22 protein-coding genes and 1 riboswitch are annotated in these 23,622 nt (G+C 45.5%); of the genes, 21 read left to right on the top strand and 1 reads right to left on the bottom strand.

Features of this window, described 5'->3' with window-relative positions; translation table 11 throughout:
• Nucleotides 1-130: 130 nt before the first annotated feature.
• Nucleotides 131-2,110 carry an excinuclease ABC subunit UvrB gene (uvrB, locus tag EKQ44_RS08105; RefSeq protein WP_237663048.1) on the top strand — a complete coding sequence of 660 codons (1,980 nt, stop codon included), beginning with the start codon at nt 131-133 and terminating at the stop codon, nt 2,108-2,110.
• Between the two features lie 7 nt (nt 2,111-2,117).
• A complete protein-coding gene (gene uvrA / locus EKQ44_RS08110) occupies nt 2,118-4,994 on the top strand; it encodes an excinuclease ABC subunit UvrA (protein WP_237663049.1) in 2,877 nt (958 codons plus the stop codon).
• Between the two features lie 75 nt (nt 4,995-5,069).
• Here the strand turns inward: uvrA and EKQ44_RS08115 are convergent, their stop codons facing one another.
• Entirely contained in the window at nt 5,070-5,477 is a 408-nt protein-coding gene (locus EKQ44_RS08115) for a hypothetical protein (protein ID WP_237663050.1), read from the bottom strand.
• 441 nt (nt 5,478-5,918) lie between these two features.
• Between EKQ44_RS08115 and EKQ44_RS08120 the strand changes: the two genes are divergently transcribed.
• From EKQ44_RS08120 to trxB, 19 genes are all read left to right on the top strand, one after another.
• Nucleotides 5,919-7,109: a DUF4097 family beta strand repeat-containing protein gene (locus EKQ44_RS08120; RefSeq protein ID WP_237663051.1), complete on the top strand. Its 1,191-nt coding sequence runs from the start codon at nt 5,919-5,921 to the stop codon at nt 7,107-7,109.
• Nucleotides 7,110-7,111: 2 nt separating this feature from the next.
• Nucleotides 7,112-7,312: a PspC domain-containing protein gene (locus EKQ44_RS08125; protein WP_237663052.1), complete on the top strand. Its 201-nt coding sequence runs from the start codon at nt 7,112-7,114 to the stop codon at nt 7,310-7,312.
• Nucleotides 7,312-7,668 carry a phage holin family protein gene (locus tag EKQ44_RS08130; protein WP_237663053.1) on the top strand — a complete coding sequence of 119 codons (357 nt, stop codon included), beginning with the start codon at nt 7,312-7,314 and terminating at the stop codon, nt 7,666-7,668. Before EKQ44_RS08125 ends, EKQ44_RS08130 begins: the two co-directional genes overlap by 1 nt.
• 261 nt (nt 7,669-7,929) lie before the next feature.
• Nucleotides 7,930-8,035: riboswitch (SAM riboswitch) on the top strand.
• A gap of 76 nt (nt 8,036-8,111) precedes the next feature.
• Nucleotides 8,112-8,957 carry a MetQ/NlpA family ABC transporter substrate-binding protein gene (locus tag EKQ44_RS08135; protein ID WP_237663054.1) on the top strand — a complete coding sequence of 282 codons (846 nt, stop codon included), beginning with the start codon at nt 8,112-8,114 and terminating at the stop codon, nt 8,955-8,957.
• Nucleotides 8,958-9,178: 221 nt separating this feature from the next.
• Entirely contained in the window at nt 9,179-10,117 is a 939-nt protein-coding gene (gene hprK, locus EKQ44_RS08140; RefSeq protein ID WP_237663055.1) for an HPr(Ser) kinase/phosphatase, read from the top strand.
• Nucleotides 10,118-10,139: 22 nt separating this feature from the next.
• Nucleotides 10,140-11,003, top strand: a complete 864-nt coding sequence (gene lgt / locus EKQ44_RS08145; RefSeq protein ID WP_237663056.1) for a prolipoprotein diacylglyceryl transferase — start codon at nt 10,140-10,142, stop codon at nt 11,001-11,003.
• Between the two features lie 61 nt (nt 11,004-11,064).
• The gene (locus EKQ44_RS08150; RefSeq protein ID WP_237663057.1) at nt 11,065-12,009 is read left to right on the top strand and encodes a nucleoside recognition domain-containing protein; all 945 of its coding nucleotides are present in this window, start codon (nt 11,065-11,067) and stop codon (nt 12,007-12,009) included.
• Nucleotides 11,999-12,649, top strand: a complete 651-nt coding sequence (gene ppaX / locus EKQ44_RS08155; RefSeq protein ID WP_237663058.1) for a pyrophosphatase PpaX — start codon at nt 11,999-12,001, stop codon at nt 12,647-12,649. Before EKQ44_RS08150 ends, ppaX begins: the two co-directional genes overlap by 11 nt.
• Nucleotides 12,642-13,154 (top strand): acyltransferase, encoded by a 513-nt coding sequence (locus EKQ44_RS08160; RefSeq protein ID WP_237663059.1) that lies wholly within the window; start codon nt 12,642-12,644, stop codon nt 13,152-13,154. The genes ppaX and EKQ44_RS08160 overlap by 8 nt, the downstream gene beginning before the upstream one ends.
• Nucleotides 13,155-13,829: 675 nt before the next feature.
• A complete protein-coding gene (locus EKQ44_RS08165) occupies nt 13,830-15,014 on the top strand; it encodes an ATP phosphoribosyltransferase regulatory subunit (RefSeq protein ID WP_237663060.1) in 1,185 nt (394 codons plus the stop codon).
• The gene (gene hisG / locus EKQ44_RS08170; protein WP_269151584.1) at nt 15,011-15,640 is read left to right on the top strand and encodes an ATP phosphoribosyltransferase; all 630 of its coding nucleotides are present in this window, start codon (nt 15,011-15,013) and stop codon (nt 15,638-15,640) included. The genes EKQ44_RS08165 and hisG overlap by 4 nt, the downstream gene beginning before the upstream one ends.
• A gap of 4 nt (nt 15,641-15,644) precedes the next feature.
• Nucleotides 15,645-16,922: a histidinol dehydrogenase gene (hisD, locus tag EKQ44_RS08175; protein WP_237663061.1), complete on the top strand. Its 1,278-nt coding sequence runs from the start codon at nt 15,645-15,647 to the stop codon at nt 16,920-16,922.
• Between the two features lie 12 nt (nt 16,923-16,934).
• A complete protein-coding gene (gene hisB, locus EKQ44_RS08180; RefSeq protein ID WP_237663062.1) occupies nt 16,935-17,522 on the top strand; it encodes an imidazoleglycerol-phosphate dehydratase HisB in 588 nt (195 codons plus the stop codon).
• Between the two features lie 3 nt (nt 17,523-17,525).
• Nucleotides 17,526-18,158, top strand: coding sequence for an imidazole glycerol phosphate synthase subunit HisH (gene hisH / locus EKQ44_RS08185; RefSeq protein WP_237663063.1), 633 nt, complete (start codon nt 17,526-17,528; stop codon nt 18,156-18,158).
• Between the two features lies 1 nt (nt 18,159).
• On the top strand, nt 18,160-18,891 hold the full coding sequence (hisA, locus tag EKQ44_RS08190) for a 1-(5-phosphoribosyl)-5-[(5-phosphoribosylamino)methylideneamino]imidazole-4-carboxamide isomerase (RefSeq protein WP_237663064.1): 732 nt from the start codon (nt 18,160-18,162) through the stop codon (nt 18,889-18,891).
• On the top strand, nt 18,892-19,650 hold the full coding sequence (hisF, locus tag EKQ44_RS08195) for an imidazole glycerol phosphate synthase subunit HisF (RefSeq protein WP_237663065.1): 759 nt from the start codon (nt 18,892-18,894) through the stop codon (nt 19,648-19,650).
• Entirely contained in the window at nt 19,647-20,321 is a 675-nt protein-coding gene (hisIE, locus tag EKQ44_RS08200) for a bifunctional phosphoribosyl-AMP cyclohydrolase/phosphoribosyl-ATP diphosphatase HisIE (protein ID WP_237663066.1), read from the top strand. Before hisF ends, hisIE begins: the two co-directional genes overlap by 4 nt.
• Before the next feature lie 389 nt (nt 20,322-20,710).
• Nucleotides 20,711-22,147, top strand: a complete 1,437-nt coding sequence (locus EKQ44_RS08205; protein ID WP_237663067.1) for a tetratricopeptide repeat protein — start codon at nt 20,711-20,713, stop codon at nt 22,145-22,147.
• 189 nt (nt 22,148-22,336) lie between these two features.
• Nucleotides 22,337-23,293 carry a thioredoxin-disulfide reductase gene (gene trxB, locus EKQ44_RS08210; RefSeq protein ID WP_237663068.1) on the top strand — a complete coding sequence of 319 codons (957 nt, stop codon included), beginning with the start codon at nt 22,337-22,339 and terminating at the stop codon, nt 23,291-23,293.
• The last annotated feature ends 329 nt before the right edge of the window (nt 23,294-23,622 follow it).

Genomic DNA, 23,622 nt, shown 5'->3' on the forward strand with positions numbered 1-23,622 from the left:
TTAATCTACTCGTAACCAAAATGTAACATTATAAAAAGCGAATATCAGTTCGTATTTTTGTTGTTTTGGGCTTCTGTTGTGGTAGAATATTGGTAGAGATCAGTTGAACGGAAATGGAGGCTTTTTGTGAATGGAACAGTTTGAGTTAGTTTCTGGATATAAGCCGGATGGAGATCAGCCGACTGCGATCGCAGAGATTGTGGATGGCCTCAAAAACGGAAAAAAACATCAGACGCTTCTTGGTGCAACAGGTACCGGGAAGACGTTTACCGTCTCTAATGTGATAAAAGCGGTAAACAAACCGACGTTAATCATCGCCCACAACAAAACGTTGGCTGGGCAGCTATATAGTGAGTTTAAAGAATTTTTTCCAAACAATGCAGTTGAATATTTTGTTAGTTATTATGATTACTATCAGCCAGAGGCGTACGTGCCATCTACCGACACATTCATTGAGAAGGATGCAAGTATCAATGATGAAATTGACAAGTTGCGCCACTCGGCAACCGCCTCCCTTTTTGAGCGGAATGATGTCATCATCATCGCCAGTGTGTCGTGCATCTATGGTTTGGGTTCACCGGAAGAATACCGTGACCTTGTCGTTTCTTTAAGAACAGGCATGGAAAAGGAGCGGAATACGCTTCTGCGAGACTTAGTTGACATACAGTACAGCAGGAACGACATTGACTTCAAGCGCGGAACGTTTCGTGTCAGAGGGGACGTAGTGGAGATTTTCCCGGCCTCCCGTGACGAACACTGCATTCGCGTGGAGTTTTTTGGTGATGAGATTGACCGCATTCGGGAAGTGGACGCATTAACTGGTGAGATCCTTGGAGACCGCAACCATGTTTCCATCTTCCCGGCCTCCCACTTTGTTACCCGCGAAGAAAAGATGAAAAAGGCAATCGTCAACATCCAAGCAGAATTAGAAGAACGTCTTGAAGAGCTTAGAGAAGCAGGAAAGCTCTTGGAAGCACAGCGGCTGGAACAACGTACCCGCTATGACTTGGAAATGATGGCGGAGATGGGCTTCTGTTCAGGAATCGAGAACTACTCACGCCACCTGACACTTCGCCCTGCAGGATCAACCCCTTATACGCTAATGGATTTCTTCCCGGAAGATTTCCTTCTTGTAATAGACGAGTCGCACGTTACTTTGCCACAGATTCGTGGAATGTTTAATGGGGACCAGGCAAGAAAGCAGGTCCTTGTCGACCATGGCTTCCGTCTGCCCTCTGCAAAGGACAACCGTCCATTGAGGTTCGAGGAGTTTGAAAAGAAGACAGCCCAGCTAGTCTATGTTTCCGCAACTCCCGGACCATACGAGCTGGAGCATACACCAAAGATGGTGGAACAGATCATCCGTCCTACTGGGCTGCTTGATCCGATTATTGAAGTGAGGCCGATCAAAGGTCAGATTGATGATCTTATCGGTGAAATTCATCAACGTGTGGAAAAAGACGAAAGGGTCCTTGTCACTACCCTGACGAAAAAAATGTCCGAGGACCTTACTGCTTACTTAAAAGAGCTCGGAATTAAAGTGGCGTACTTGCATTCTGAAATCAAAACGCTTGAGCGGATTGAGATCATCAGGGAGTTGCGAATGGGCAAACATGATGTTTTGGTCGGGATTAACTTATTAAGGGAAGGTCTCGATATTCCGGAGGTGTCCCTTGTCACCATTTTAGATGCAGACAAAGAGGGTTTCCTCCGTTCCGAGCGTTCCTTGATCCAGACAATCGGACGTTCAGCGCGTAACTCAAACGGTAAAGTCATCATGTATGCCGATAAAATAACGAAGTCCATGGATATTGCGATAAATGAAACGAAGCGTCGCCGTGAAATCCAGGAAGCATATAACCAAGAGCACGGAATCACGCCGACCACGATCAAGAAGAAGGTACCTGAGCTTATTCGTGCTACCTTTGTTGCCGAGGAAGATGGCAATTACGAAGGCAAATTACCTACACTCAGACCGAAGAACAAAAAAGAAAGAGAAAAGCTCATAGAAAGCATGGAGCAGGAAATGAAAGATGCGGCAAAAGCGCTTGATTTCGAGCGTGCAGCCGAGCTTCGTGACCTCATCTTGGAGCTGAAAGCGGAAGGATGACATAAGGATGGCAATGGATAAAATCGTAGTAAAAGGGGCTAGGGCCCATAACTTAAAAAATATAGATGTGACCATTCCCCGCGACAAGCTTGTGGTGTTGACGGGGCTTTCAGGATCGGGGAAATCCTCGCTAGCTTTTGATACCATCTATGCGGAAGGACAACGCAGATATGTGGAATCCTTATCTGCCTATGCCCGTCAATTCCTTGGGCAGATGGACAAACCGGATGTGGATGCGATAGAAGGGCTTTCACCGGCCATCTCCATCGATCAAAAGACAACAAGCCGTAACCCGCGTTCCACAGTTGGGACGGTAACGGAAATCTATGATTATCTCCGTCTTCTTTTCGCAAGGGTAGGTAGACCAACATGTCCAAAACATGGAATCGAGATATCTTCCCAAACGATCGAACAGATGGTGGACCGGATCATGGAGTATCCCGAGCGGACCAAGCTTCAAATTCTCGCACCTGTCATTCAAGGACGTAAAGGGACACATGTGAAAACCTTGGAGGACATTAAAAAGCAAGGATATGTCCGTGTCCGGGTGAATGGTGAAATGATGGAAGTTTCGGATGAGATTGAATTGGAGAAAAATAAAAAGCACTCCCTCGAAGTGGTCATTGACCGGATTGTTGTGAAAGATGGTGTGGAAACACGTCTTTCCGACTCATTGGAAACAGCGCTTCGACTTGGCGAAGGAAAAGTAATTGTGGATATCATTGGGGAAGAAGAACTCCTGTTCAGTGAGCATCACGCTTGTCCACAATGTGGATTCTCCATCGGTGAACTGGAACCAAGAATGTTCTCCTTCAACAGTCCATATGGTGCCTGCCAGAAATGTGACGGGTTGGGGACAAAGCTTGAGGTGGATGTCGATCTTGTGATGCCAAACAAGAATCTCAGCTTAAAAGCGCATGCCCTTGCTCCATGGGAGCCGACAAGTTCGCAGTATTATCCACAGATGCTACAAGCGGTCTGTAACCACTTTGGCATCGATATGGATGTACCGGTAAAAGATATCCCCAATAACCTGTTGGACAAAGTACTGTATGGAAGCGGAAAAGAAGAAGTCTATTTCCGCTATGAAAATGACTTTGGCCAGGTGCGGGAAAGCTATATTCGCTTCGAGGGAGTTATCCCCAATGTGGAAAGACGCTACAAGGAAACAAGCTCGGACTATATCCGGGAACAGATGGAAAAATATATGGCTCAGCAACCTTGTCCAGCTTGTAAAGGAAATCGATTAAAAATCGAGAGCCTGTCGGTACTTATTAATGAAAAGCATATCGGGAATGTCACTAAGTTTTCCATCGTGGAAGCTTTGGATTTCTTTGACAATCTTAATCTTACGGAAAAAGAAAGAAAAATAGCCCATTTGATTCTAAGAGAAATTGAGGAGCGTCTTGGGTTTTTAAATAATGTAGGGCTGGACTATCTAACTCTTAGTCGTTCAGCTGGTACGCTTTCTGGAGGAGAAGCTCAGCGGATCCGCCTTGCCACACAAATCGGTTCCCGTCTGACCGGAGTCCTTTATATTTTGGATGAGCCGTCTATCGGGCTTCATCAACGCGATAATGATCGACTCATCCAAACCCTTAAAAGCATGCGAGATATCGGGAATACGCTAATCGTCGTGGAGCATGATGAAGATACGATGATGGCAGCGGACTATCTGCTTGATATCGGTCCCGGTGCCGGGGTGCATGGCGGACAGGTGATTTCTGCAGGTACACCGGAAGAAGTGATGAATGACGAAGCTTCCTTGACAGGACAGTACCTATCGGGGAAAAAGTTTATCCCGCTTCCAACGGAAAGGAAGATTGTGAAGGATCGTTTCCTGGAAGTCATCGGCGCAAACGAAAACAACCTGAGCAATGTGAATGTGAAGATACCACTAGGATGCTTTGTTGCAGTAACAGGGGTATCTGGATCTGGAAAGAGTACACTCATCAATGAGATTCTGCACAAAGCGCTGGCGCAACGATTACACAATGCCAAAACGAAACCAGGTCAACATAAAGAAATCAGGGGGATCGAGCACCTTGATAAGGTCATCGATATTGATCAGTCGCCGATCGGGAGAACGCCGCGTTCCAACCCTGCTACCTATACAGGCGTTTTTGACGATATCCGTGACGTGTTCGCTTCTACCAATGAAGCGAAAGTTCGCGGTTATAAAAAAGGCCGTTTCAGCTTCAATGTAAAAGGTGGACGCTGTGAAGCATGCCGAGGCGATGGAATTATTAAAATTGAAATGCATTTCCTTCCGGACGTATATGTCCCATGTGAAGTCTGCCATGGTAAACGATACAACCGTGAAACGCTTGAAGTGCAATATAAAGGGAAAAATATTGATGATATCTTGAAAATGACGGTAGAGGATGCTGTCAGCTTTTTCGAGAATATCCCTAAGATTAAAAGGAAGCTGCAAACCATCTATGATGTGGGGCTTGGATATATCACACTAGGTCAGCCGGCTACCACCTTGTCCGGTGGGGAGGCGCAACGTGTCAAATTGGCATCGGAGCTGCACCGCAGATCTACCGGTCGTTCGCTTTACATTTTGGATGAACCAACGACAGGGCTACATGTAGACGATATTGCCAGACTGCTTAAAGTTCTTCAGCGTCTTGTGGAGAATGGGGATACGGTTCTAGTAATCGAGCATAATCTCGATGTCATCAAGGCGGTGGATTATATGGTGGACCTTGGTCCTGAAGGCGGGGACAAGGGAGGAAGCATCATTGCTACCGGAACTCCAGAAGAAGTCATTGAAATAGAGGCATCCTATACAGGTCAATATTTGCGTCCGGTGTTGTTGCGTGACCGCGACCGAATGGAGCAGAGAGTAAGAGAAGTGGAAACAGTGAGTAAAGGATAATATGCTGTTCAAGAGAAAAAGGATGATGGAACCACCAGTATGGTGCCCATCATCCTTTTTTATGTTAATTGCAACTTACTGGTTTGTCTCTTGTTCTTTAACTTTCTGTTCAATAATATCCTTTAGGAAGCGAACATCCATCTCGTAGGTTTTCTCTCTGAAACGAATTTCCCCCGTATTTTCATTCAATTTACCTTTAAGGTGAAAGGAAGCACTTTGAATGATATATTCCTTTGTATCTTCATCATAATTGAAGTTTGCTTTATCTATTTCTTCCGTCACTACAGGACGAATCGTATTCTCAACATAGTTGGAGGACGACTCTGTAAAATCAGGGCCAAGCACTCCAAAGAAAATGAGTCCTGCCAGAACAAGGCCAACAATAAGAAGCTTTGACAAAATGCTTTTCAAGAAGGGTATCACCACAAACAAAACGACTAGCACGATAATGATAGTCAGCAAATGATCCATAATAAAGTCCATTTCAATCCACTCCTTCCACACAATCTATACCCGAAAACTAAGGCCATTATACCATGACGGACATCACACCCCAAAAAATTAGGTGTTTACCAGTACTTGTTGATTTCTGTTTTAGGAGTTCGTTTTCCGCGGGGGGAAGCTTGAGATCCCTCACAACGGTTAGAGGTCTAAATCAACCCCTACCTCCCAGGAAGCTAACATAACACCTTGCACTACAATCAACAGAGAAAACGGCAACACATTGGTGTTTTTCCCTTCTAAGACTTGAGGCGTATGACATAAGTTTAAAAAATCCTGCCGGGGTCTGACCCCTTTTCGTAATTTTTGTGCAACAATAAGACTAGAAAGCGATAAGTGAAACTTTTAGGGTGGTTTGGTCGTAGAGGTAGTATAGATGTTTTTGATTTTGAGGAGAGTAGTTTAAAAGGAGGATGTTGAGGGATGGAAGAGCGTAAGCGTATTTTGAAGTTGGTGGAAGAAGGAAAGCTGACGGCGGAAGAGGCTATCATTTTATTGGAGAGTTTGGAGAAGAATAGTGAAGAGAAGAATTTGAGGCAGGATGAGATTGTTTCGGAGCTTACAAAGGGTGCCAAGGGTTCCCAGGAAGCGGAAGAGAATATTTTTCAGGCTTTGTCCACAAAGGTTTTTTCGAATGCAAAGAATGGTTCAGGATCCGGCTCTTATGACAAATCAAAGTTCGATTCCTACAGCAAGCAGGCCTCCTCTTTTAAGAATAACATTTTGGATTTCGTCGGTAGCGCGCTACAGAAGATTAAAGATCTCGATTTGGATTTCAACTTTGGTCCTTCGATTTCGCTTCAACACATTTTCCAGCAATCCGATGTACATTTGCAGCATATTGATCTAGATGTGGCAAATGGATCGGTGAAAGTGGTTCCTTGGAAAGAGAACGATGTGAAGATCGAGTGTGAGGCAAAGGTATATGAGGAAAACTCCCAGGACGATGCCCGCAAGGCGTTCTTGAGTGAAGTGTTATTTTCCATTGAGGCAGGTAAATTGAGATTTTCGGTTCAGAAAAAGCATATAAAAGTGAACGCAACGGTCTATGTACCGGAAGAGAAATACGATAATCTCCATATCCGCATGTTTAATGGACCGATTTCAGGGGAAGGTTTACATGTAAAGTCGATGAAGTTAAAATCGGCAAACGGTTCAATCGCATGGGATAATCTGACGAGCGAGTATATTGAAGCGGAAACGGCCAACGGTCATATCAAGCTGACCGATTGTGATGCAAAAGAGGTAGAAGCGGAAACGATCAACGGTATGCTTCGGGTACGTGGCAATATCGAAAAGTTGGATGTACAAAGCTTTAACGGAAGTGTAGTCGGGGAAATTACCGGTTCTGCTGCTCGTTCCATTATGGCAAAAACGAAAACAGGCAGTGTTGACCTGTTCATTCCGACAGTCAATTCTGTGGAAGCGGAGTTGAAAACCAATCTTGGAAGCTTCACATGTGAGGTTCCTGGGATGGATGTAGTGGAAGAGAAGAATGAGGTAGTGCAAAAGGCACTTCATTTTAAAGCGAAAAAGGAAGATGCGCCACTTACCTACATCCTGGCAGAAACGACAACCGGCTCCATTTTAATCAAACCATATGAGGTGAAATAACCATGAAACGTCTTATACGTTCAAAAAATGACCGCAAGCTTGCAGGTGTGCTTGGTGGTCTTGCAAAATACTTGGGTGTCGATTCAAATTTATTACGTGTCATTTTTGTCATCCTGTTATTCCCGACAGGAGTCATGCCATTGATTCTCACGTACTTTGTCCTGACATTTTTATTACCAAATGAAGAGACTGAGATACGCTAATGAGATGGGCCATCAGTATTCTCGTCAATGCATTAGTATTAATTGTGGTGGCCGGTTATTTTGACTCTTTCCAGTTGAGCGGGGTAGGTGCCGCCATCATTGCCAGTCTTATTCTGGCGGTCTTGAATACCATCGTAAAGCCGATCTTGGTGATTCTCACCTTGCCGGTCACACTGCTCAGCCTTGGATTGTTCCTATTTGTCATCAATGCCATCACCTTGATGCTGACTGCCTTCTTGATGGGCGATGCATTTAATATTGATGGGTTTGGAACGGCGATCCTTGCAGCGATTGTCATTGCTTTATTGAATCTGTTGATTCAGAAGGCGATTGTCGAGCCTTTGCAAAAAAAATAATAGCTATTTTTTGATAACGCGAACCGGTAATAATACGGTTCGCGTTATTTTATTGGTAAAAAAACATAAATCCGACTTGACAGATGAGATTAATTATAATATCTTAATATTATTAAATTTCAGGTAATTATTAACTTACTGGAAAAAATCAAAAGCTTTCATCCAAGAGGCAATGCTGACATGACTGCCTAGCTTGATTTTTTATAACAACCAGTAAAATGGGGGATGTTAGTTTTAGTTTCTAGACAGTATAAAAACATATTCTTATTAAGAGAGGTGGAGGGAATGGCCCTATGAAACCTCGGCAACAGGCTTATAAAGTACTGTGCCAATTCCATCAAGCATACATGTGCTTGGAAGATAAGATGAGACATTCGTTTACACGGAAAATCCTTCTTATTTAGAGGGATTTTTTTTATTTTTTAAAAAAAGGGGAGAATAACATGAAAAAAATATCACTAATACTTTTAGCAGGGATCTTGCTGGTAATCTTGTCAGCTTGCAACCTAAGTTCAAATGCTGCTGAGAACAATAAAGTCATAGTAGGATCTTCCGGCTCAGATGCCCAGGTTTGGAACTACATATCCAAGTCTCAAGCAGCTAAAGATGCAGGCATTGAAATAGAGGTGAAGGAATTCAATGACGGTTTGCAAATCAATGAAGCTACTAATGATGGCCAGATTGACGTGAATGCTTTTCAGTCCCTATCCTATTTTCAAGATTATGTGAAAAGTAAAAATGCAGATTTAGTTGCGATAGCAACAACTTATTTAGAACCAATGGGGATTTATTCTAAGAGTATAAAATCAGTAGAAGCAATTCCGGAAAATGCTGAAATTGCCATTCCGAACGATCCGGCAAACAGAGCTAGAGCACTTCGCCTTTTGCAGGATGCAGGACTCATTACATTAAAGGAAGATTTTGATTCATTTGGAACAATACAAGATATTAAAGAAAACCCGAAAAACATTAATTTCGTTACAGTGGACGGGTCCACGACGGCAAGAGTCCTTCCTGATGTTGATGCTTCCTTGATTGGAAACAGTATTGCACTCAATGCCGGGCTTAACTCTATTGAGGATTCCATTTATCACGAACAAATCAATCAGGATACAGAAGCGAATATCAATATTCTTGTCACTCAAAAAGAAAACGTGAATAATGAGAAAATAAAAAAGCTAAGTAGTATTTATCATTCGGATGAAGTTCAGGAATTTATCAAGAAGGAATTTGGTGGGACCAAAATACCTGTGGAGAAACCTGTGGAAGAGATCCAAGATACCCTATAATAGTGGTGGCTCTTGTCTACTAAATTAATACTAAAACCGGGCAGTGTATGCTCGGTTTTTTTATATGTATGGTAACCATTTCAGTTCTTCTATTAGGTATAAAACTATTTCCCGACCGCTCCCACTTAATAAATAAACCAAATAGTGCTAAAATGAAAAAAGATTAATTTTACATAACATGCAGTACGCTGCTGCTTTTTAAATTGAAGGAGGTTTTGGCCTTGCCAAAGGTTCGGACGAAGGATCTGATTGAGAAGTTTAATTTTGAATTGATTGCAGGCGAAGAGGGCATTAATCGTCCGATTGCGACAAGTGATATTTCCCGCCCTGGTATAGAGATGGCCGGTTATTTCACCTATTACCCGGCTGAGCGAATTCAGTTACTTGGTAAGACGGAGCTATCTTTTTTTGAAAGGCTCACGCCAAGGGAAAAAACGGCGCGGATGAATCAGCTTTGTACAGATATCACTCCCGGTATCATCGTTTCAAGGGACATGGAGGTGCCGCCTGAACTTGTAGAGGCAGCGGAAAAAGAAAGTGTTCCGCTTATGCGTTCACCAATGAAAACCACTAGGCTCTCCTCTCATTTGACGAACTACTTGGAAGGAAAGCTTGCACCTACGACAGCTGTTCACGGCGTGCTTGTGGATATCTATGGGGTTGGTGTGCTTATCACAGGTAAAAGTGGGGTCGGTAAAAGTGAGACGGCGCTTGAGCTTGTAAAAAGAGGGCATCGTTTGGTTGCGGATGATTGCGTGGAAATCAGGCAGGAAGATACGGATACGCTTATCGGTAATTCACCTGAATTGATAGAGCACCTGCTTGAAATCAGGGGTCTAGGGATCATTAACGTGATGACGCTTTTCGGAGCAGGGGCGGTGCGCAGCTATAAGCGAATCACACTTGTCATCAATTTGGAACTTTGGGACAAGAACAAGCAATACGATCGTGTCGGGTTGGATGAGGAGAAAATGAAAATCATCGATTCGGAAGTGACAAGGCTTACGGTGCCGGTTCGTCCTGGGCGAAACTTGGCTGTCATCATTGAAGTGGCGGCGATGAATTTCCGCCTCAAGCGAATGGGCATGAACGCTGCCGAGCAGTTCTCCAACCGTTTGTCCGGTGTAATCAATAGTGAAAATGAACAGGAAGACATTTAATAGATAATGGAGTGTGGGGAACATGTTGTTAGGAAACATCGAACCGTTGAATCCGGTCCTGGTCAGCTGGCCGATCACGGTTTACTGGTACGGTGCCATCATTGGTACCGGGGCGCTGCTTGGTTTATGGTTAGCGACAAGAGAGTCGGAAAGGCGCGGACTTAACAAGGATGTATTCGTCGATCTTGTCTTGTTTGCCATCCCGATTGCGATCCTTTGTGCACGATTGTACTATGTCATTTTTCAATGGGATCATTATTCACAGAATCCAGGAGACATCCTGAAGATTTGGGAAGGCGGCCTTGCGATACATGGTGGTCTGATCGGGGCCATCACTACCGGGGTTATTTTTGCAAGAATCAGAGGCATATCGTTTTGGAAGCTTGCGGATATCGGGGCGCCAAGTATCTTGTTAGGTCAGGCTATCGGCCGCTGGGGTAACTTCATGAATCAGGAGGCTCATGGTGGTGAGGTCACGAGGGAGTTCCTGGAAGGCTTGTATCTTCCTGATTTCATCGTCAACCAAATGTATATTAACGGAGCTTATTACCATCCCACATTCCTTTATGAATCGATCTGGAATTTTGTCGGAGTCGCGTTGTTGCTCTTGCTTAGAAAAGTGAATCTTAGACGAGGCGAGCTCTTCTTAAGCTATGTAATCTGGTATTCTGTTGGACGTTATTTTATCGAAGGCCTCCGTACGGACAGCCTGATGCTGACGGAAACCTTGAGAATTGCGCAGGTCATCTCGATCGGCCTTGTCATCCTTGCCATCGCGCTTATCATTGTTCGAAGAATGCTAGGTATGGCGAACAAGCGTTATTTGGATCCTGAGAAAAAAGAACGCTATATGGATTCAAAAACCAAGTCAGAAACGACAAAGTAAACGAAAGCCTCCAACCATACACAGACAAATGGATAGGCTACCTCAAAGGGGGAGGGGCATCATGTTTCAAACATTCAAACGGGGACTGAAGGTGGGCCTTGGGACAACTTGGACATTGGGGAAAGTGATTTTTCCGGTCACCCTACTTGTCGGAATCCTTCAGCATACCCCTGTTTTACAATATCTTATCCAAGCAATCGCGCCGATCATGGGGATCTTCGGGCTTTCAGGTGAAGCAGCCATTCCACTGGTCATCGGTAATTTCCTTAACCTATATGCAGGGATCGGGGCCATTCTTACCCTTGATTTGACCGTGAAAGAGGTCTTTATTTTGGCCGTCATGCTCTCGTTCTCCCATAATCTATTGGTTGAATCGACAGTCGCTGCAAAGGTAGGCCTGAAAATATGGGTGATTCTCTTGGTGAGATTGGGCCTTGCCTTTTTCTCGGGGATCATCATCAACCTTGCCTGGAAGGGCGGGGGAGAACTTGCCCATTATGGGATGGTCGCAAGGTCCGAGGAGGCTGTAACTGGCTTTTTCCCTATACTCCTTGATGCCACCCAGCGCGGATTGATGGGAATTTTGCAGTTGGCGATCATCGTGATTCCGTTGATGATTCTTGTTCAGTACATGAAGGAACTGGGCTGGCTGGCGGTGTTCTCCAAGTGGATGGCACCGTTCACAAGGCTGCTTGGCATGAAGGAAAATACCTCCACTACCATGGCTGCGGGTCTATTGATCGGTCTTGCGTATGGAGCGGGTGTTATGATTCAAGCGGTAAAAGAGGATAATGTAAGTAAGAAGGACCTGACACTTGCATTCATCTTCCTTGTTGCCTGCCATGCAGTGGTGGAGGACACGCTGATCTTCATCCCGCTAGGAATTCCAGTCTGGCCACTACTGATGATACGAATCGTCACAGCCATCCTGCTTACCGTCGCGGTGGCCTTCATTTGGAAGCGAATTGAACTTGAGAAAAGAAAGGAAGCATCTTATGACCATTAACACGCTGCTTTTTGACTTAGATGGAACACTGATTGATACGAACGACCTGATTATCGAGTCGTTCCTTCATACGCTAAACCACTATTATCCAGAACAATATGGCCGTGAAGACATCCTTACTTTTCTAGGACCTCCATTATACGATACCTTTGTCAAAATGGATGAATCCCGGGTGGATGAAATGATTACACATTATCGCGACTTCAACATGACCAACCATGACAAGTTAGTAAAAGAATTTGACGGGGTATATGAAACGGTGAAAGCTCTACATGAAAAGGGATTGAAGCTTGGAATCGTCACGACGAAGATGCGTCAGACCGTGGTGATGGGCTTGAAGCTGACCGGGCTTGATCAGTTCTTTGACGTAGTCGTATGTCTAGACGATGTCACCAATGCCAAACCGGATCCGGAACCCGTCCTACTCGCCCTCCAGCAGCTTGGATCCACACCGGATGAAGCCATCATGGTGGGAGACAATTATCATGATATTCTGGCAGGGAAAAATGCCGGCACGAAAACGGCAGCGGTAAGCTGGACCATCAAGGGAGTCGATTATCTGCAATCCTATGAGCCGGATTACATGCTGACACATATGGAAGACTTGCTTCCACTTGTCGGAGTGAACAAGGGTGAGTAGACGGACGACACGCTATCCGGTGGAAGGCGCGAATTCCCTTTGGCATGTCTACAAGACGGTTCCTTTTTTGAAGGTGGTCAAGAACTTTGCGGTCATACAGCTTGCCAGATACACCCCGTTCCTCGGGATGAAAAACTGGCTGTACCGCACCTTCTTGCGCATGAAGGTAGGGGACCAGACATCCTTCGCCCTGATGGTGATGCTCGATGTCATGTTCCCGGAAAAAATAAGTGTCGGCCGCAATACAGTCATCGGTTACAACACGACCATCCTCGCCCACGAATATCTGGTAAAGGAATACCGCCTCGGTGACGTGGAGATCGGTAGCGAAGTCATGATCGGTGCCAACACAACCATCCTGCCCGGCGTCATCATCGGCGACGGTGCCATCATCTCCGCCGGAACACTCGTACATAAAGACGTTCCAGAAGGCGCTTTTGTGGGAGGCAATCCCATGCGCGTGATTTATAGTAAAGAAGAGATGCAGGAGAGGATGAAGTTTTAGACGAGAAAATACCAGGCTGAACTGGGGATGAAGCCCTTATGAGAGGATGTTCGAGCTGGAGAGGTCCTCTAGGAGGAATGAAGACAATCTCAGAGTGAAATCGGGTTCAAGATTGTCATCATAAGAGTGATGAAGACAATCTCAGAGTGAAATGGGGTTCAAGATTGTCATTATAAGAGTGATGAAGACAATCTCAGAGTAAAATCGGGTTCAAAATTGTCATCATAAGAGTGATGAAGACAATCTCACAGTGAAATCGGGTTCAAGATTGTCATTATAAGAGTGATGAAGACAATCTCAGAGTGAAATGGGGTTCAAGATTGTCATTATAAGGCGTATGAAGACAATCTCACAGAGAAATTCAGTTCAAGATTGTCATTATAAGAGTGATGAAGACAATCTCGGAGTGAAATTCGTCTCAGGATTGTCATCATAACAAATATAAAGACAATCTCAGATCGCCCTTCTCGTCAAGAAGTCTTCATAATAAATCAATCACCATTCTCAACACAACAAGCACTTTGTCTGCAAGGATAAAGTGCCTTTTTTTACCCAAAATATAGAAGACTACAACTCCAACCACTAACACTTGACCAAAAAGCTTCATTTTGTTAGTATGTTACCATATTAGCGAACTAAAGGATTTCAGATTATTATAAAAAGGTGGGTATCCACATGTCAAAACTATTCATGTTCGAAAAACCACTAGGAATGCGGGATACGCTTCCTTCCTTATATGAAGCAAAACAAAACGTCAAAAACACGATGACAGCAGAGATCAGCCAATGGGGCTATCAATTCATGGAAACACCGACACTGGAATACTACGAAACAGTTGGAGAAGCGTCCGCGATTCTAGATCAGCAACTTTTCAAGCTATTAGATCAGCAAGGACATACACTTGTCTTAAGGCCTGATATGACGGCACCGATTGCAAGGGTGGCGGCGTCCAGGCTTGTAAATGAAGGTTATCCGCAACGACTTGCCTACTCCGCGAATGTGTTCCGTGCCCAGCAAAATGAAGCGGGAAGACCAGCGGAGTTTGAGCAAATAGGTGTCGAGTGCATAGGCGACCGCTCTATCAGTGCGGATGCCGAGATGATTGCGCTGCTTGTCGCCCTGTTGAAAAAAGCTGGACTTTCCACGTTCACTGTCGCGATCGGGCATATCGGCTTCCTTCAGGAAATCTTCCTGGATGTGGTCGGAAACGAAGAGCGTGCAGCAACGTTAAGACGATACTTATATGAAAAAAATTACGTGGGATACCGCGAGCATGTGAAAAGCTTGCCGTTATCCTCCATTGATAAAAAACGCCTCTTAAACTTGTTAACGTTAAGAGGCGATTCCACTAACATCGAGCTTGCGAAAGAGGTCCTTGACGGCGAAGCGGGCAAAAAGGCCATACAGGAACTCGAACAGCTTTGGACGATGCTTGAAGCATATGGGGTCTCCGATTCCGTCAAGCTGGATCTGAACATTGTCAGCCACATGAGCTATTACACCGGGATTGTTTTTGAGGCGTATGCCGGGAACATTGGGTTCCCTATCGGAAATGGTGGGCGCTACGATAAGCTATTTGAAAAATTTAACCGGGAAAAATCGGCGACAGGCTTTGGCATTCATCTTGACAGGCTCCTTGAAGCGAAAAATATCCAAAAGGTCGAAGCGGATATCCATGGCGTCCTGTTCAGCCAGGAAAGAAGAGCAGAAGCCATCGCTTTTGCCAACGAAAAAAGACAGGATGGGAAAAAGGTGGTTCTTCAGGATATCGCCGGGGTGGAAAATGTGGATGCATGTACCGCGTCGTTTAGCGATGTGACCTTTTTTCTTGGAAAAGCCAGAAAGGAGAGCGAATCATGAGCGTACTGACGATTGCGATGCCAAAAGGGAGAATCTTTGAAGAGGCGGCACAGCTGTTGGTGAAAGCAGGATACCGGATTCCTCCCGATTTGGAGGATTCAAGAAAACTGATCATTGATGTACCGGACGAAAACATGCGCTTTATTTTAGCGAAGCCTATGGATGTGACGACCTATGTGGAGCATGGTGTGGCAGATGTTGGAATTGCCGGCAAGGACGTGATGTTGGAAGAGGAACGGGACGTTTATGAAGTGCTCGACCTAAAAATCAGTGACTGCTATCTCGCGGTTGCCGGGCTTCCTGGAACGGAAATGAAGGATGTGGCACCAAAAATCGCTACCAAGTATCCTGGCATTGCATCTAGCTACTACCGGGAACAGGGGGAACAGGTGGAAATCGTCAAATTGAATGGATCCATTGAACTTGCGCCACTGATCGGTTTGTCTGACAGAATTGTGGATATTGTATCCACAGGCCGGACCTTGAAGGAGAATGGCCTAGTGGAATTCGAGCGGATTGTGGATATCACGTCCCGCTTGATTGTGAACCCTGTGAGTTATCGGTTGAAAGATAAACAGATTGATGAACTTGTAGATAGATTAGCTGAGGTAGTCGGGGAGGTGTAACACGATGAAAATAAAGAGAGTGGAAGAATCGGTGTCATTGCGCCGTTCGATTGACCAGGGGACGGAAGAACAGCGGGTTGCCGTCTTGCAGGTGCTTCAGTCAGTCAAAGAAAAAGGCGACAAAGCGCTTTATGAATATACGGAAAAATGGGATGGGGCCAAGCTGTCCACATTAAAGGTAACCAAAGAGGAGATAAGAGAAGCTTATCAACAACTTTCTCCACAAGTTATCAACATAATCCACAGCGCGGCAGAAAACATCCGTGATTTTCACCAAAAACAGGTGAAACAGTCTTGGTTATCCACAAAACCAGATGGAACGATACTTGGACAGCAGGTGACAGCTCTTGATGCTGTTGGAGTTTATGTGCCCGGGGGGAAAGCAGCTTACCCATCTTCGGTCCTGATGAATGTCATTCCGGCACAGGTTGCAGGAGTGGATCGGATAGCTATGGTAAGTCCACCTTCCGGAGATGGCACATTGCCTGCTGGAGTACTTGTCGCAGCAGATATTCTAGGTGTGGATGAGATTTACAAAGTCGGTGGCGCACAGGCGGTCGCAGCGCTTGCCTATGGGACGGAAAGCCTTCAGCCTGTGGATAAAATCGTCGGTCCGGGGAATATTTTTGTTGCCCTTGCGAAAAAAGAAGTGTATGGACTTGTGGATATCGACAGCATCGCAGGACCTAGTGAAATCGTGGTGTTGGCCGATGATACCGCCCGTCCAAACGAAATAGCGGCAGACTTATTATCCCAAGCGGAGCATGATGAGCGTGCTTCCAGCGTTCTTGTGACCACTTCTGCAACACTTGCGGAACAGGTCGCCCAAGAAGTGGAAGAACAGCTGTCCACCCTGCCACGCGAGGCGATTGCGAGAGCTTCTATTGAGGCGTACGGCATCATTTATGTAACGGAAACCATGGAAGAAGCCCTCCGTGTCGTAAATGAGCTAGCACCAGAGCATCTGGAAGTGATGACAGGGGAAGCGATGAATCTTCTGCCATTCATCAAGCATGCCGGAGCTATTTTCCTAGGAAGGTATAGCTCGGAGCCTGTTGGGGATTATTTTGCCGGACCGAACCATGTGTTGCCGACAAATGGGACAGCACGCTTTTCCAGTGGATTATCTGTGGATGAATTTGTGAAAAAATCGAGTGTGATTATGTATAGTGAACAGGCTTTGACGGAGAATGTGGATAAAATTGCGGCGTTCGCGCGCTTAGAGGGGCTGGAAGCACATGCCCGTGCGGTGGAATCTAGATTTACTAACAAGAAAAAGTGAGGAGAAGTTGTGATGACACGTACAGCCAGTTTAGAGAGAAATACGAAGGAAACGCAGATACAGCTTGCTTTTACAATAGATGGAGAAGGAGCGGCGAAGCTTGAGACGCCTGTTCCATTTATGACACATATGCTGGACCTTTTCACAAAGCACGGCCAGTTCAACTTGGACCTGCAGGCAAATGGGGATGTGGATATCGATGATCACCACACAACGGAGGATATCGGGATCTGTCTTGGCCAGGCGTTAAAAGAGGCACTTGGGGATAAAGTGGGGATAAAACGATACGGAAATGCGTTTGTGCCAATGGATGAGGCGCTTGCACAGGTGGTGGTGGATCTCAGCAATCGTCCCCACCTTGAAATAAGAGCGGAATTCCCAAGTCAGAAGGTCGGCACTTTTGACACAGAGCTTGTGCACGAATTTTTATGGAAGCTTGCCTTGGAGGCGCGAATGAACCTTCATGTGATTGTGCATTACGGAACGAACACGCATCACATCATTGAAGCGATTTTCAAGGCGCTTGGTCGCGCATTGGATGAAGCGACGATGATCGATCCGCGCGTTAAAGGGGTACCATCGACGAAGGGAATGTTATAGAAGATGATAGGCATCATTGATTACGGAATGGGGAATTTATATAGCGTCTCCAAGGCGCTCGAGCGGATGGATGTGGAGTATATCATCACCAATGATAGGGACGTGTTGTTTGAAGCGGAAGGGCTCATCCTCCCTGGCGTTGGCTCATTCCGTGATGCCATGTCCATTTTACAGGAAACGGGTCTTGACTCTTTTATAAAGGAAGAAGTGGCCCGTGGGAAAAAGTTGCTTGGGATCTGCCTTGGCATGCAGCTGTTGTTTGAGGAAAGTGAAGAAAATGGGATAACAAAAGGTTTGTCACTGTTAACCGGCAAGGTCGAACGCTTTCCTGGAGAAACAGCGGAAGGCGAGTCGTACAAGGTCCCGCATATGGGATGGAACAAGCTTGAATTTCAGCAGGCATCCCCACTTCTGGACGGTGTTCCAGAGGACTATGTCTATTTTGTTCACTCCTATTATGTAAAGGATTTTGACGCTACTGAATTATTGGCAAGCAGTACATACGATGTGCAGGTGCCTGCGGTGGTAGGTCGAGCGAATGTGTTCGGCACCCAGTTCCATCCGGAAAAAAGCAGCAATGTCGGCTTGGCGATTTTAAAGAACTTTGTAAACCTTGTGAAGGAAGAGGAGCGATAATATGAGTTTTACCATCTATCCGGCAATTGATATGCGCGGCGGAAAGTGCGTACGCCTGCTGCAGGGCGACTATAGCAAGGAAACGGTCTACGGGGATTCCCCATTTGATATGGCAAAAACCTTTGTGGACCAAGGGGCAGAGTGGATTCATATGGTGGACCTTGACGGTGCGAAGGCAGGATCACCGGTGAATGACCGCTTTGTATTGCAGGTGGCCAGCGAATTGCCTGCAAAGGTTCAGATCGGTGGCGGCATCCGGACAGCTGCTGATGTAGAGCACTATTTATCGAACGGAGTGGACCGTGTCATCTTAGGGAGTGTGGCGATCAAGAATCCTTCTTTTGTGCGGGAAATGCTTAACAAATATGGCGGTTCCCGTATAGCCATCGGCCTTGATGCCAAGGATGGCTATGTGGCAACAGAAGGCTGGGTGGAGACATCCACGGTAAGGGCGACCGTACTCGGAAAAGAGCTGGCGGATGCAGGAGCGGAAACATTTATTTTTACGGATATCGCAACAGACGGTATGCTTTCAGGTCCAAATGTGGAGGCGACCGTTGAGCTTGCCCGTGTGACAGGTGCTTCCGTCATTGCCTCGGGTGGGGTGAGCTCGATTGAAGATTTACTAGCATTGAGAGAGTTTGCTGGTGAAGGCGTGTCAGGTTCCATTATCGGAAAAGCAATATATACAGAGAAAATAAACCTTGCCCAAGCGTTGGAAGAGGTGAAATAAATGCTGACAAAGCGAATCATCCCTTGCTTGGATGTAAAAGAAGGACGGGTCGTAAAGGGTGTCCAATTTGTGGAGCTTCGTGATGCTGGTGATCCGGTCGAACTTGCTGCTTTTTACGATGAAGAAGGTGCCGACGAGTTGGTGTTCCTTGATATATCCGCTTCCCATGAAGGGCGGGAAACGATGGTGGATGTGGTCGAGCAGGTGGCGGCAAAATTGGCCATTCCATTTACGGTGGGCGGCGGTATCAATTCCATCGAAGATATGAAGCGACTGTTGCGTGCCGGGGCGGATAAAGTCTCCTTGAACACGGCGGCGTTGCTGAACCCTTACTTGATTCAGGCTGGTTCAGATTACTTTGGGTCGCAATGCATCGTCGTCGCGATTGATGCAAAATATGAAGAGAGCCTCGGCTCGTGGAGAGTCTATACACATGGTGGACGCCGCGAAACGGACTGGGAAGTGGTGGACTGGGCACGAGAAGCGGTCAAATTGGGAGCCGGAGAGATTTTATTGACAAGCATGGACAGCGATGGGGAGAAAAAGGGCTTCAATCTGGCGCTGACAAAAGCGGTTAGTGAAGCCGTTTCGGTTCCGGTCATTGCCTCAGGTGGTGCAGGGGAAGCATCGCATTTCCTTACGGCGTTTAGAGAAGGAGCAGCTGATGCAGCATTGGCAGCGTCCATTTTTCATTATAAAGAAACGAGTGTAAAAGAAGTGAAGAGTTACTTGAAGGAGAAAGGAGTGGAGGTTCGATGATCAACCTTGAAGCGGTTAAGTTTGACGAAAAGGGACTTGTCCCAGCAATCGTGCAAGATGCTTCTAGTAAGGAAGTGTTGACGCTTGCTTACATGAACGGTGAATCGCTCGTGAAAACGATAGAAACCCGGGAGACTTGGTTCTGGAGCAGATCCCGTGCAGAGCTTTGGCACAAAGGAGCGACTTCTGGTAACACCCAGCGAGTGATTGAGATGCGCTATGACTGTGATCAAGATGCGGTGCTTGTGCTAGTGGAGCCAAAAGGGCCAGCGTGTCATAAAGGCGAGTCGACCTGTTTTCATGAGGTGGTGCTGGCTGATGGGACTGGTGCTCGTAGCGAGTCAGACGTAGAGAGTTCCAGTTGTGCATCGTCCATTTTAGAGCGTTTAGAGTCACTGATTGCCTCACGTGCTGTGGATAAACCAGAAGGATCTTATACGACCTATCTATTTGAAGAAGGTGTGGATAAGATTTTAAAGAAGGTGGGCGAGGAAGCGGCAGAAGTAATCATAGCCGCGAAGAACCGTGACCGCGGGGAGCTGACCTGGGAGGTTGCTGACCTGTTATTCCATGTGATGGTGCTGTTGCGAGAACAGGATGTAAACTTGGATGAGGTATTGGCGGTTCTAGAAGAGCGTCATGTCAAAAAGCCTGGTGGGGCGGAGAAATAGAATGTTCAAGTTGCACTTTCTTGGTTGCTTGCGGGCAACTGGGGAGGTGCTTTTTTACTTAATGAGAGACTAAATCAGTCCCTTCAATTTCATTAGTGACCCTAAAATTTTGCGGGAATTGAACGCTCTACTTTTTCATAACATAATAATTTTCAAACAAATGTTTGTATAAGAGAATATAAAAAGTCGGGTGTACGAAGGGATACAGTGGTCGTGTACAAGATTAACTTTTTAAATAGCTATTTCAATAAAGTATTTCACTTGCGTTATGAAAGAACCCCCCCTATCATCAAGGCTAGAAAACAGCAAACATCAAAATTTCCCACCTCCCTTTCAAAGCGGTGTTGTGTTATACTACGAACGGTAAGTAAGTTTGTATGGAGGCTATAATGGGAAAAAATCCGAATATGAAACAAGTTGCGAAGATCATCCCATTTGCGCAGAATGGCGATTATTTTTTTCAAAAGGGCATCCGCGCTTATCGAAAGCGGGATTTATATAAGGCAAGAAAATGGCTACAGCGTGCGGAGGCGATGAAGCCGAGTGATGCATCCATCATGTGTCAACTGGCGATTGTCTTAACCGAGCTTGGCGATTATCAGCGTTCGAATGAACTTTTAGAGGAAATCATAGGAGATTTGGCTCCCGATATGCACGATTGCCATTACTTTTTGGCGAACAATTATGCGTATTTGGGATTATTCCAGGAGGCTAGGAAGCATGCCGAGGAATACTTAACAATGGAGCCGGATGGGGAATTCGTGGAGGATACGGAAGATTTGATCGATCTTTTGGAAATCGAGACGGACGAACCGGAGGATTATGTGGAGGGTCAGGATCACCTTATTGTGATGCAGGAAAACGCCAGGGGTTTACTTGAGAAAGGTGAGCTTGATGAAGCGTTGGCATTACTCGAGCAAATTATCGAAGAGTACCCGCAATTCTGGTCTGCATACAATAACTTGGCATTGGCCTACTTCTACAAAGGAAATCTTTCAAAGGCGCGCGAAGTGTTGGAGGAAGTGCTGGAAAAGAATCCAGGCAACCTGCATGCGCTATGCAACCTGCTTGTTTTTTTCCATTACGAGAACAATGTGAAGGAAATGAATGAGCTTGCAACCCGCCTTGAAAAGGTGACACCGATCCTAGTGGAACATCGTTATAAGCTTGGCGCGACTTTTGGGCTGATCGGACGTTACGAACTGTCCTTCAAGTGGTTGCGCTCCTTGCAGAAGAACGGTTTTCAAGGAGATGGCACGTTCTACTTCTGGTTGTCGAATGCAGCCTATCAGACGGAACGATTTACGATCGCCGAGCAGGCTTGGGCAAAAGTACTTGAGATGAATCCTGAAAAGGCGGGCACGGAGCCATGGAACCATGTAGAAGATAAAACGGTCGAGGAAGAAGAAGCCGAACAGCTCTTCCACATCTTTCAATCGAGCTTCTCTAGTAAGACCACGGTCAAAAATGTGCTTGAGCAATCCTTTGTCACATCTTCCGTACGCGAATTTGCCATGTTTGCCTTATTGAATCGTAAGGATGTACCGGTCAATGTGGTCAATGGGTATGAAATTGCGACACTTTTAAAGAAGAAACAGGTGGATTCAATCGTAAAAGAATGGTTTGACCTTTTTGCACGCGCATCAAAGCAATCCATCACTTTTACCAATGCACCAGCTTGGGCTGGGGCTTTTGCCTATGTTTGGAGCAAAGGGAATGGATATGCAGTAACTCAAAAAGAACTAGTGGAAACATATGAGGTTTCTGCAAGTACTTTAAGAAAATACATCAAAAGAGTAGAAGAATTGGTTGCTACTTTATCTTAAAAGCCGGGCCTGAATGAGGTTCGGCTTTTTTGCTGATTTCTTATGAGCAAATAGTTGGACGGACAACCCACCTGTTATATAGGATAGTAACTGGGAATACTTTATAAGGGTGTTCCGTAATTATATATCTAAAATTGGATGAAAATAGGGTTATCATAAAGCAGTAAAAGAGTTAAAGGAGTGGGCAACATGACAGAGGAAAAAATTTACGATGTGATCATTATTGGAGCAGGACCTGCGGGGATGACTTCTGCCGTTTACACATCCCGTGCTAATTTGAGCACGTTGATGATCGAACGCGGAATGCCGGGTGGACAAATGGCAAACACAGAGGAAGTCGAGAACTACCCTGGTTTTGACCATATTCTTGGACCTGAGCTATCCACTAAGATGTTCGAGCATGCGAAGAAGTTTGGTGCAGAATATGCATATGGTGACGTGAAAGAAGTTATCGATGGAAAAGAATATAAAACAGTGAACGCTGGCAGTAAAACATATAAAGGCCGTACCGTAATTATTGCAAGTGGTGCCGAGTACAAAAAAATCGGTGCCCCTGGTGAGAAAGAGCTTGGCGGACGCGGAGTTTCCTATTGTGCGGTTTGTGATGGCGCATTCTTTAAAAATAAAGAGTTGGTGGTCGTTGGTGGAGGGGACTCGGCTGTGGAAGAGGGCGTGTACCTGACTCGTTTCGCATCCAAAGTGACGATTGTTCACCGTCGTGATGAGCTTCGTGCACAGAAAATCCTTCAACAACGTGCATTTGACAATGACAAGATCGATTTCATCTGGAGCAACACCATCAAAGAAATCAACGAAAAAGACGGCAAGGTTGGCAGTGTGACACTTGTAAGCACGAAGGATGGAGAAGAGCAAGAATTCCAAACAGATGGCGTTTTCATCTATGTGGGAATGCTTCCTCTGACAAAACCGTTCTTGAACCTTGGGATCACAAACGACATGGGGTACATCGAAACAAACGAACGTATGGAAACAAAAGTCCCTGGTATTTTTGCAGCAGGAGATATCCGCGAGAAAACTCTACGCCAAATTGTAACAGCAACAGGTGACGGAAGTATCGCTGCACAAAGTGCCCAGCATTATATCGAAGAGCTTGTGGAGGAGTTAAAGGCTAACGCAGCAAACTAACGTGTTGCTGGTAAGGATACTAGGTATGTCGAACTATAAAGGGCATTGTCGAAATATCCCTTTAACCAAAACGTAACTGCGCCTTAACGCATCTGTAACAGCTTTGAAACAATAATCGGTTATTATATAAATAGTAATTGACCCCCTTTTATAAATATAGTGGATGACACGGGTTCCCTTTTTCCCGTGTCCTTTTTTTATGTCTTTTTTTAGGGTATGCTTCGTTTAACAGTTAGCTATGATATACTTAAAAAATAAAGCGTTTACACATGGCTGATCACAAACTGGAATCGATACCTATCAGAATTCCTTACATAGAGTTCGTTAAT

Source organism: Sutcliffiella horikoshii (genome assembly GCF_021991925.1).
GTDB lineage: Bacteria > Bacillota > Bacilli > Bacillales > Bacillaceae_I > Sutcliffiella_A > Sutcliffiella_A horikoshii_F.

Bases quoted from the DNA above. Each gene is read 5' to 3' on its own strand.
- uvrA (WP_237663049.1), top strand. From the start codon at position 2,118: ATGGCAATGGATAAAATCGTAGTAAAAGGGGCTAGGGCCCATAACTTA.
- EKQ44_RS08125 (WP_237663052.1), top strand. From the start codon at position 7,112: ATGAAACGTCTTATACGTTCAAAAAATGACCGCAAGCTTGCAGGTGTG.
- hisB (WP_237663062.1), top strand. From the start codon at position 16,935: ATGACACGTACAGCCAGTTTAGAGAGAAATACGAAGGAAACGCAGATA.
- EKQ44_RS08135 (WP_237663054.1), top strand. From the start codon at position 8,112: ATGAAAAAAATATCACTAATACTTTTAGCAGGGATCTTGCTGGTAATC.
- uvrB (WP_237663048.1), top strand. From the start codon at position 131: ATGGAACAGTTTGAGTTAGTTTCTGGATATAAGCCGGATGGAGATCAG.
- ppaX (WP_237663058.1), top strand. From the start codon at position 11,999: ATGACCATTAACACGCTGCTTTTTGACTTAGATGGAACACTGATTGAT.
- EKQ44_RS08205 (WP_237663067.1), top strand. From the start codon at position 20,711: ATGGGAAAAAATCCGAATATGAAACAAGTTGCGAAGATCATCCCATTT.
- EKQ44_RS08150 (WP_237663057.1), top strand. From the start codon at position 11,065: ATGTTTCAAACATTCAAACGGGGACTGAAGGTGGGCCTTGGGACAACT.
- EKQ44_RS08115 (WP_237663050.1), bottom strand. From the start codon at position 5,477: ATGGACTTTATTATGGATCATTTGCTGACTATCATTATCGTGCTAGTC.
- hisF (WP_237663065.1), top strand. From the start codon at position 18,892: ATGCTGACAAAGCGAATCATCCCTTGCTTGGATGTAAAAGAAGGACGG.
- hisH (WP_237663063.1), top strand. From the start codon at position 17,526: ATGATAGGCATCATTGATTACGGAATGGGGAATTTATATAGCGTCTCC.
- EKQ44_RS08120 (WP_237663051.1), top strand. From the start codon at position 5,919: ATGGAAGAGCGTAAGCGTATTTTGAAGTTGGTGGAAGAAGGAAAGCTG.
- EKQ44_RS08130 (WP_237663053.1), top strand. From the start codon at position 7,312: ATGAGATGGGCCATCAGTATTCTCGTCAATGCATTAGTATTAATTGTG.
- hisG (WP_269151584.1), top strand. From the start codon at position 15,011: ATGAGCGTACTGACGATTGCGATGCCAAAAGGGAGAATCTTTGAAGAG.
- hisIE (WP_237663066.1), top strand. From the start codon at position 19,647: ATGATCAACCTTGAAGCGGTTAAGTTTGACGAAAAGGGACTTGTCCCA.
- trxB (WP_237663068.1), top strand. From the start codon at position 22,337: ATGACAGAGGAAAAAATTTACGATGTGATCATTATTGGAGCAGGACCT.
- hisA (WP_237663064.1), top strand. From the start codon at position 18,160: ATGAGTTTTACCATCTATCCGGCAATTGATATGCGCGGCGGAAAGTGC.
- EKQ44_RS08165 (WP_237663060.1), top strand. From the start codon at position 13,830: ATGTCAAAACTATTCATGTTCGAAAAACCACTAGGAATGCGGGATACG.
- lgt (WP_237663056.1), top strand. From the start codon at position 10,140: ATGTTGTTAGGAAACATCGAACCGTTGAATCCGGTCCTGGTCAGCTGG.
- hisD (WP_237663061.1), top strand. From the start codon at position 15,645: ATGAAAATAAAGAGAGTGGAAGAATCGGTGTCATTGCGCCGTTCGATT.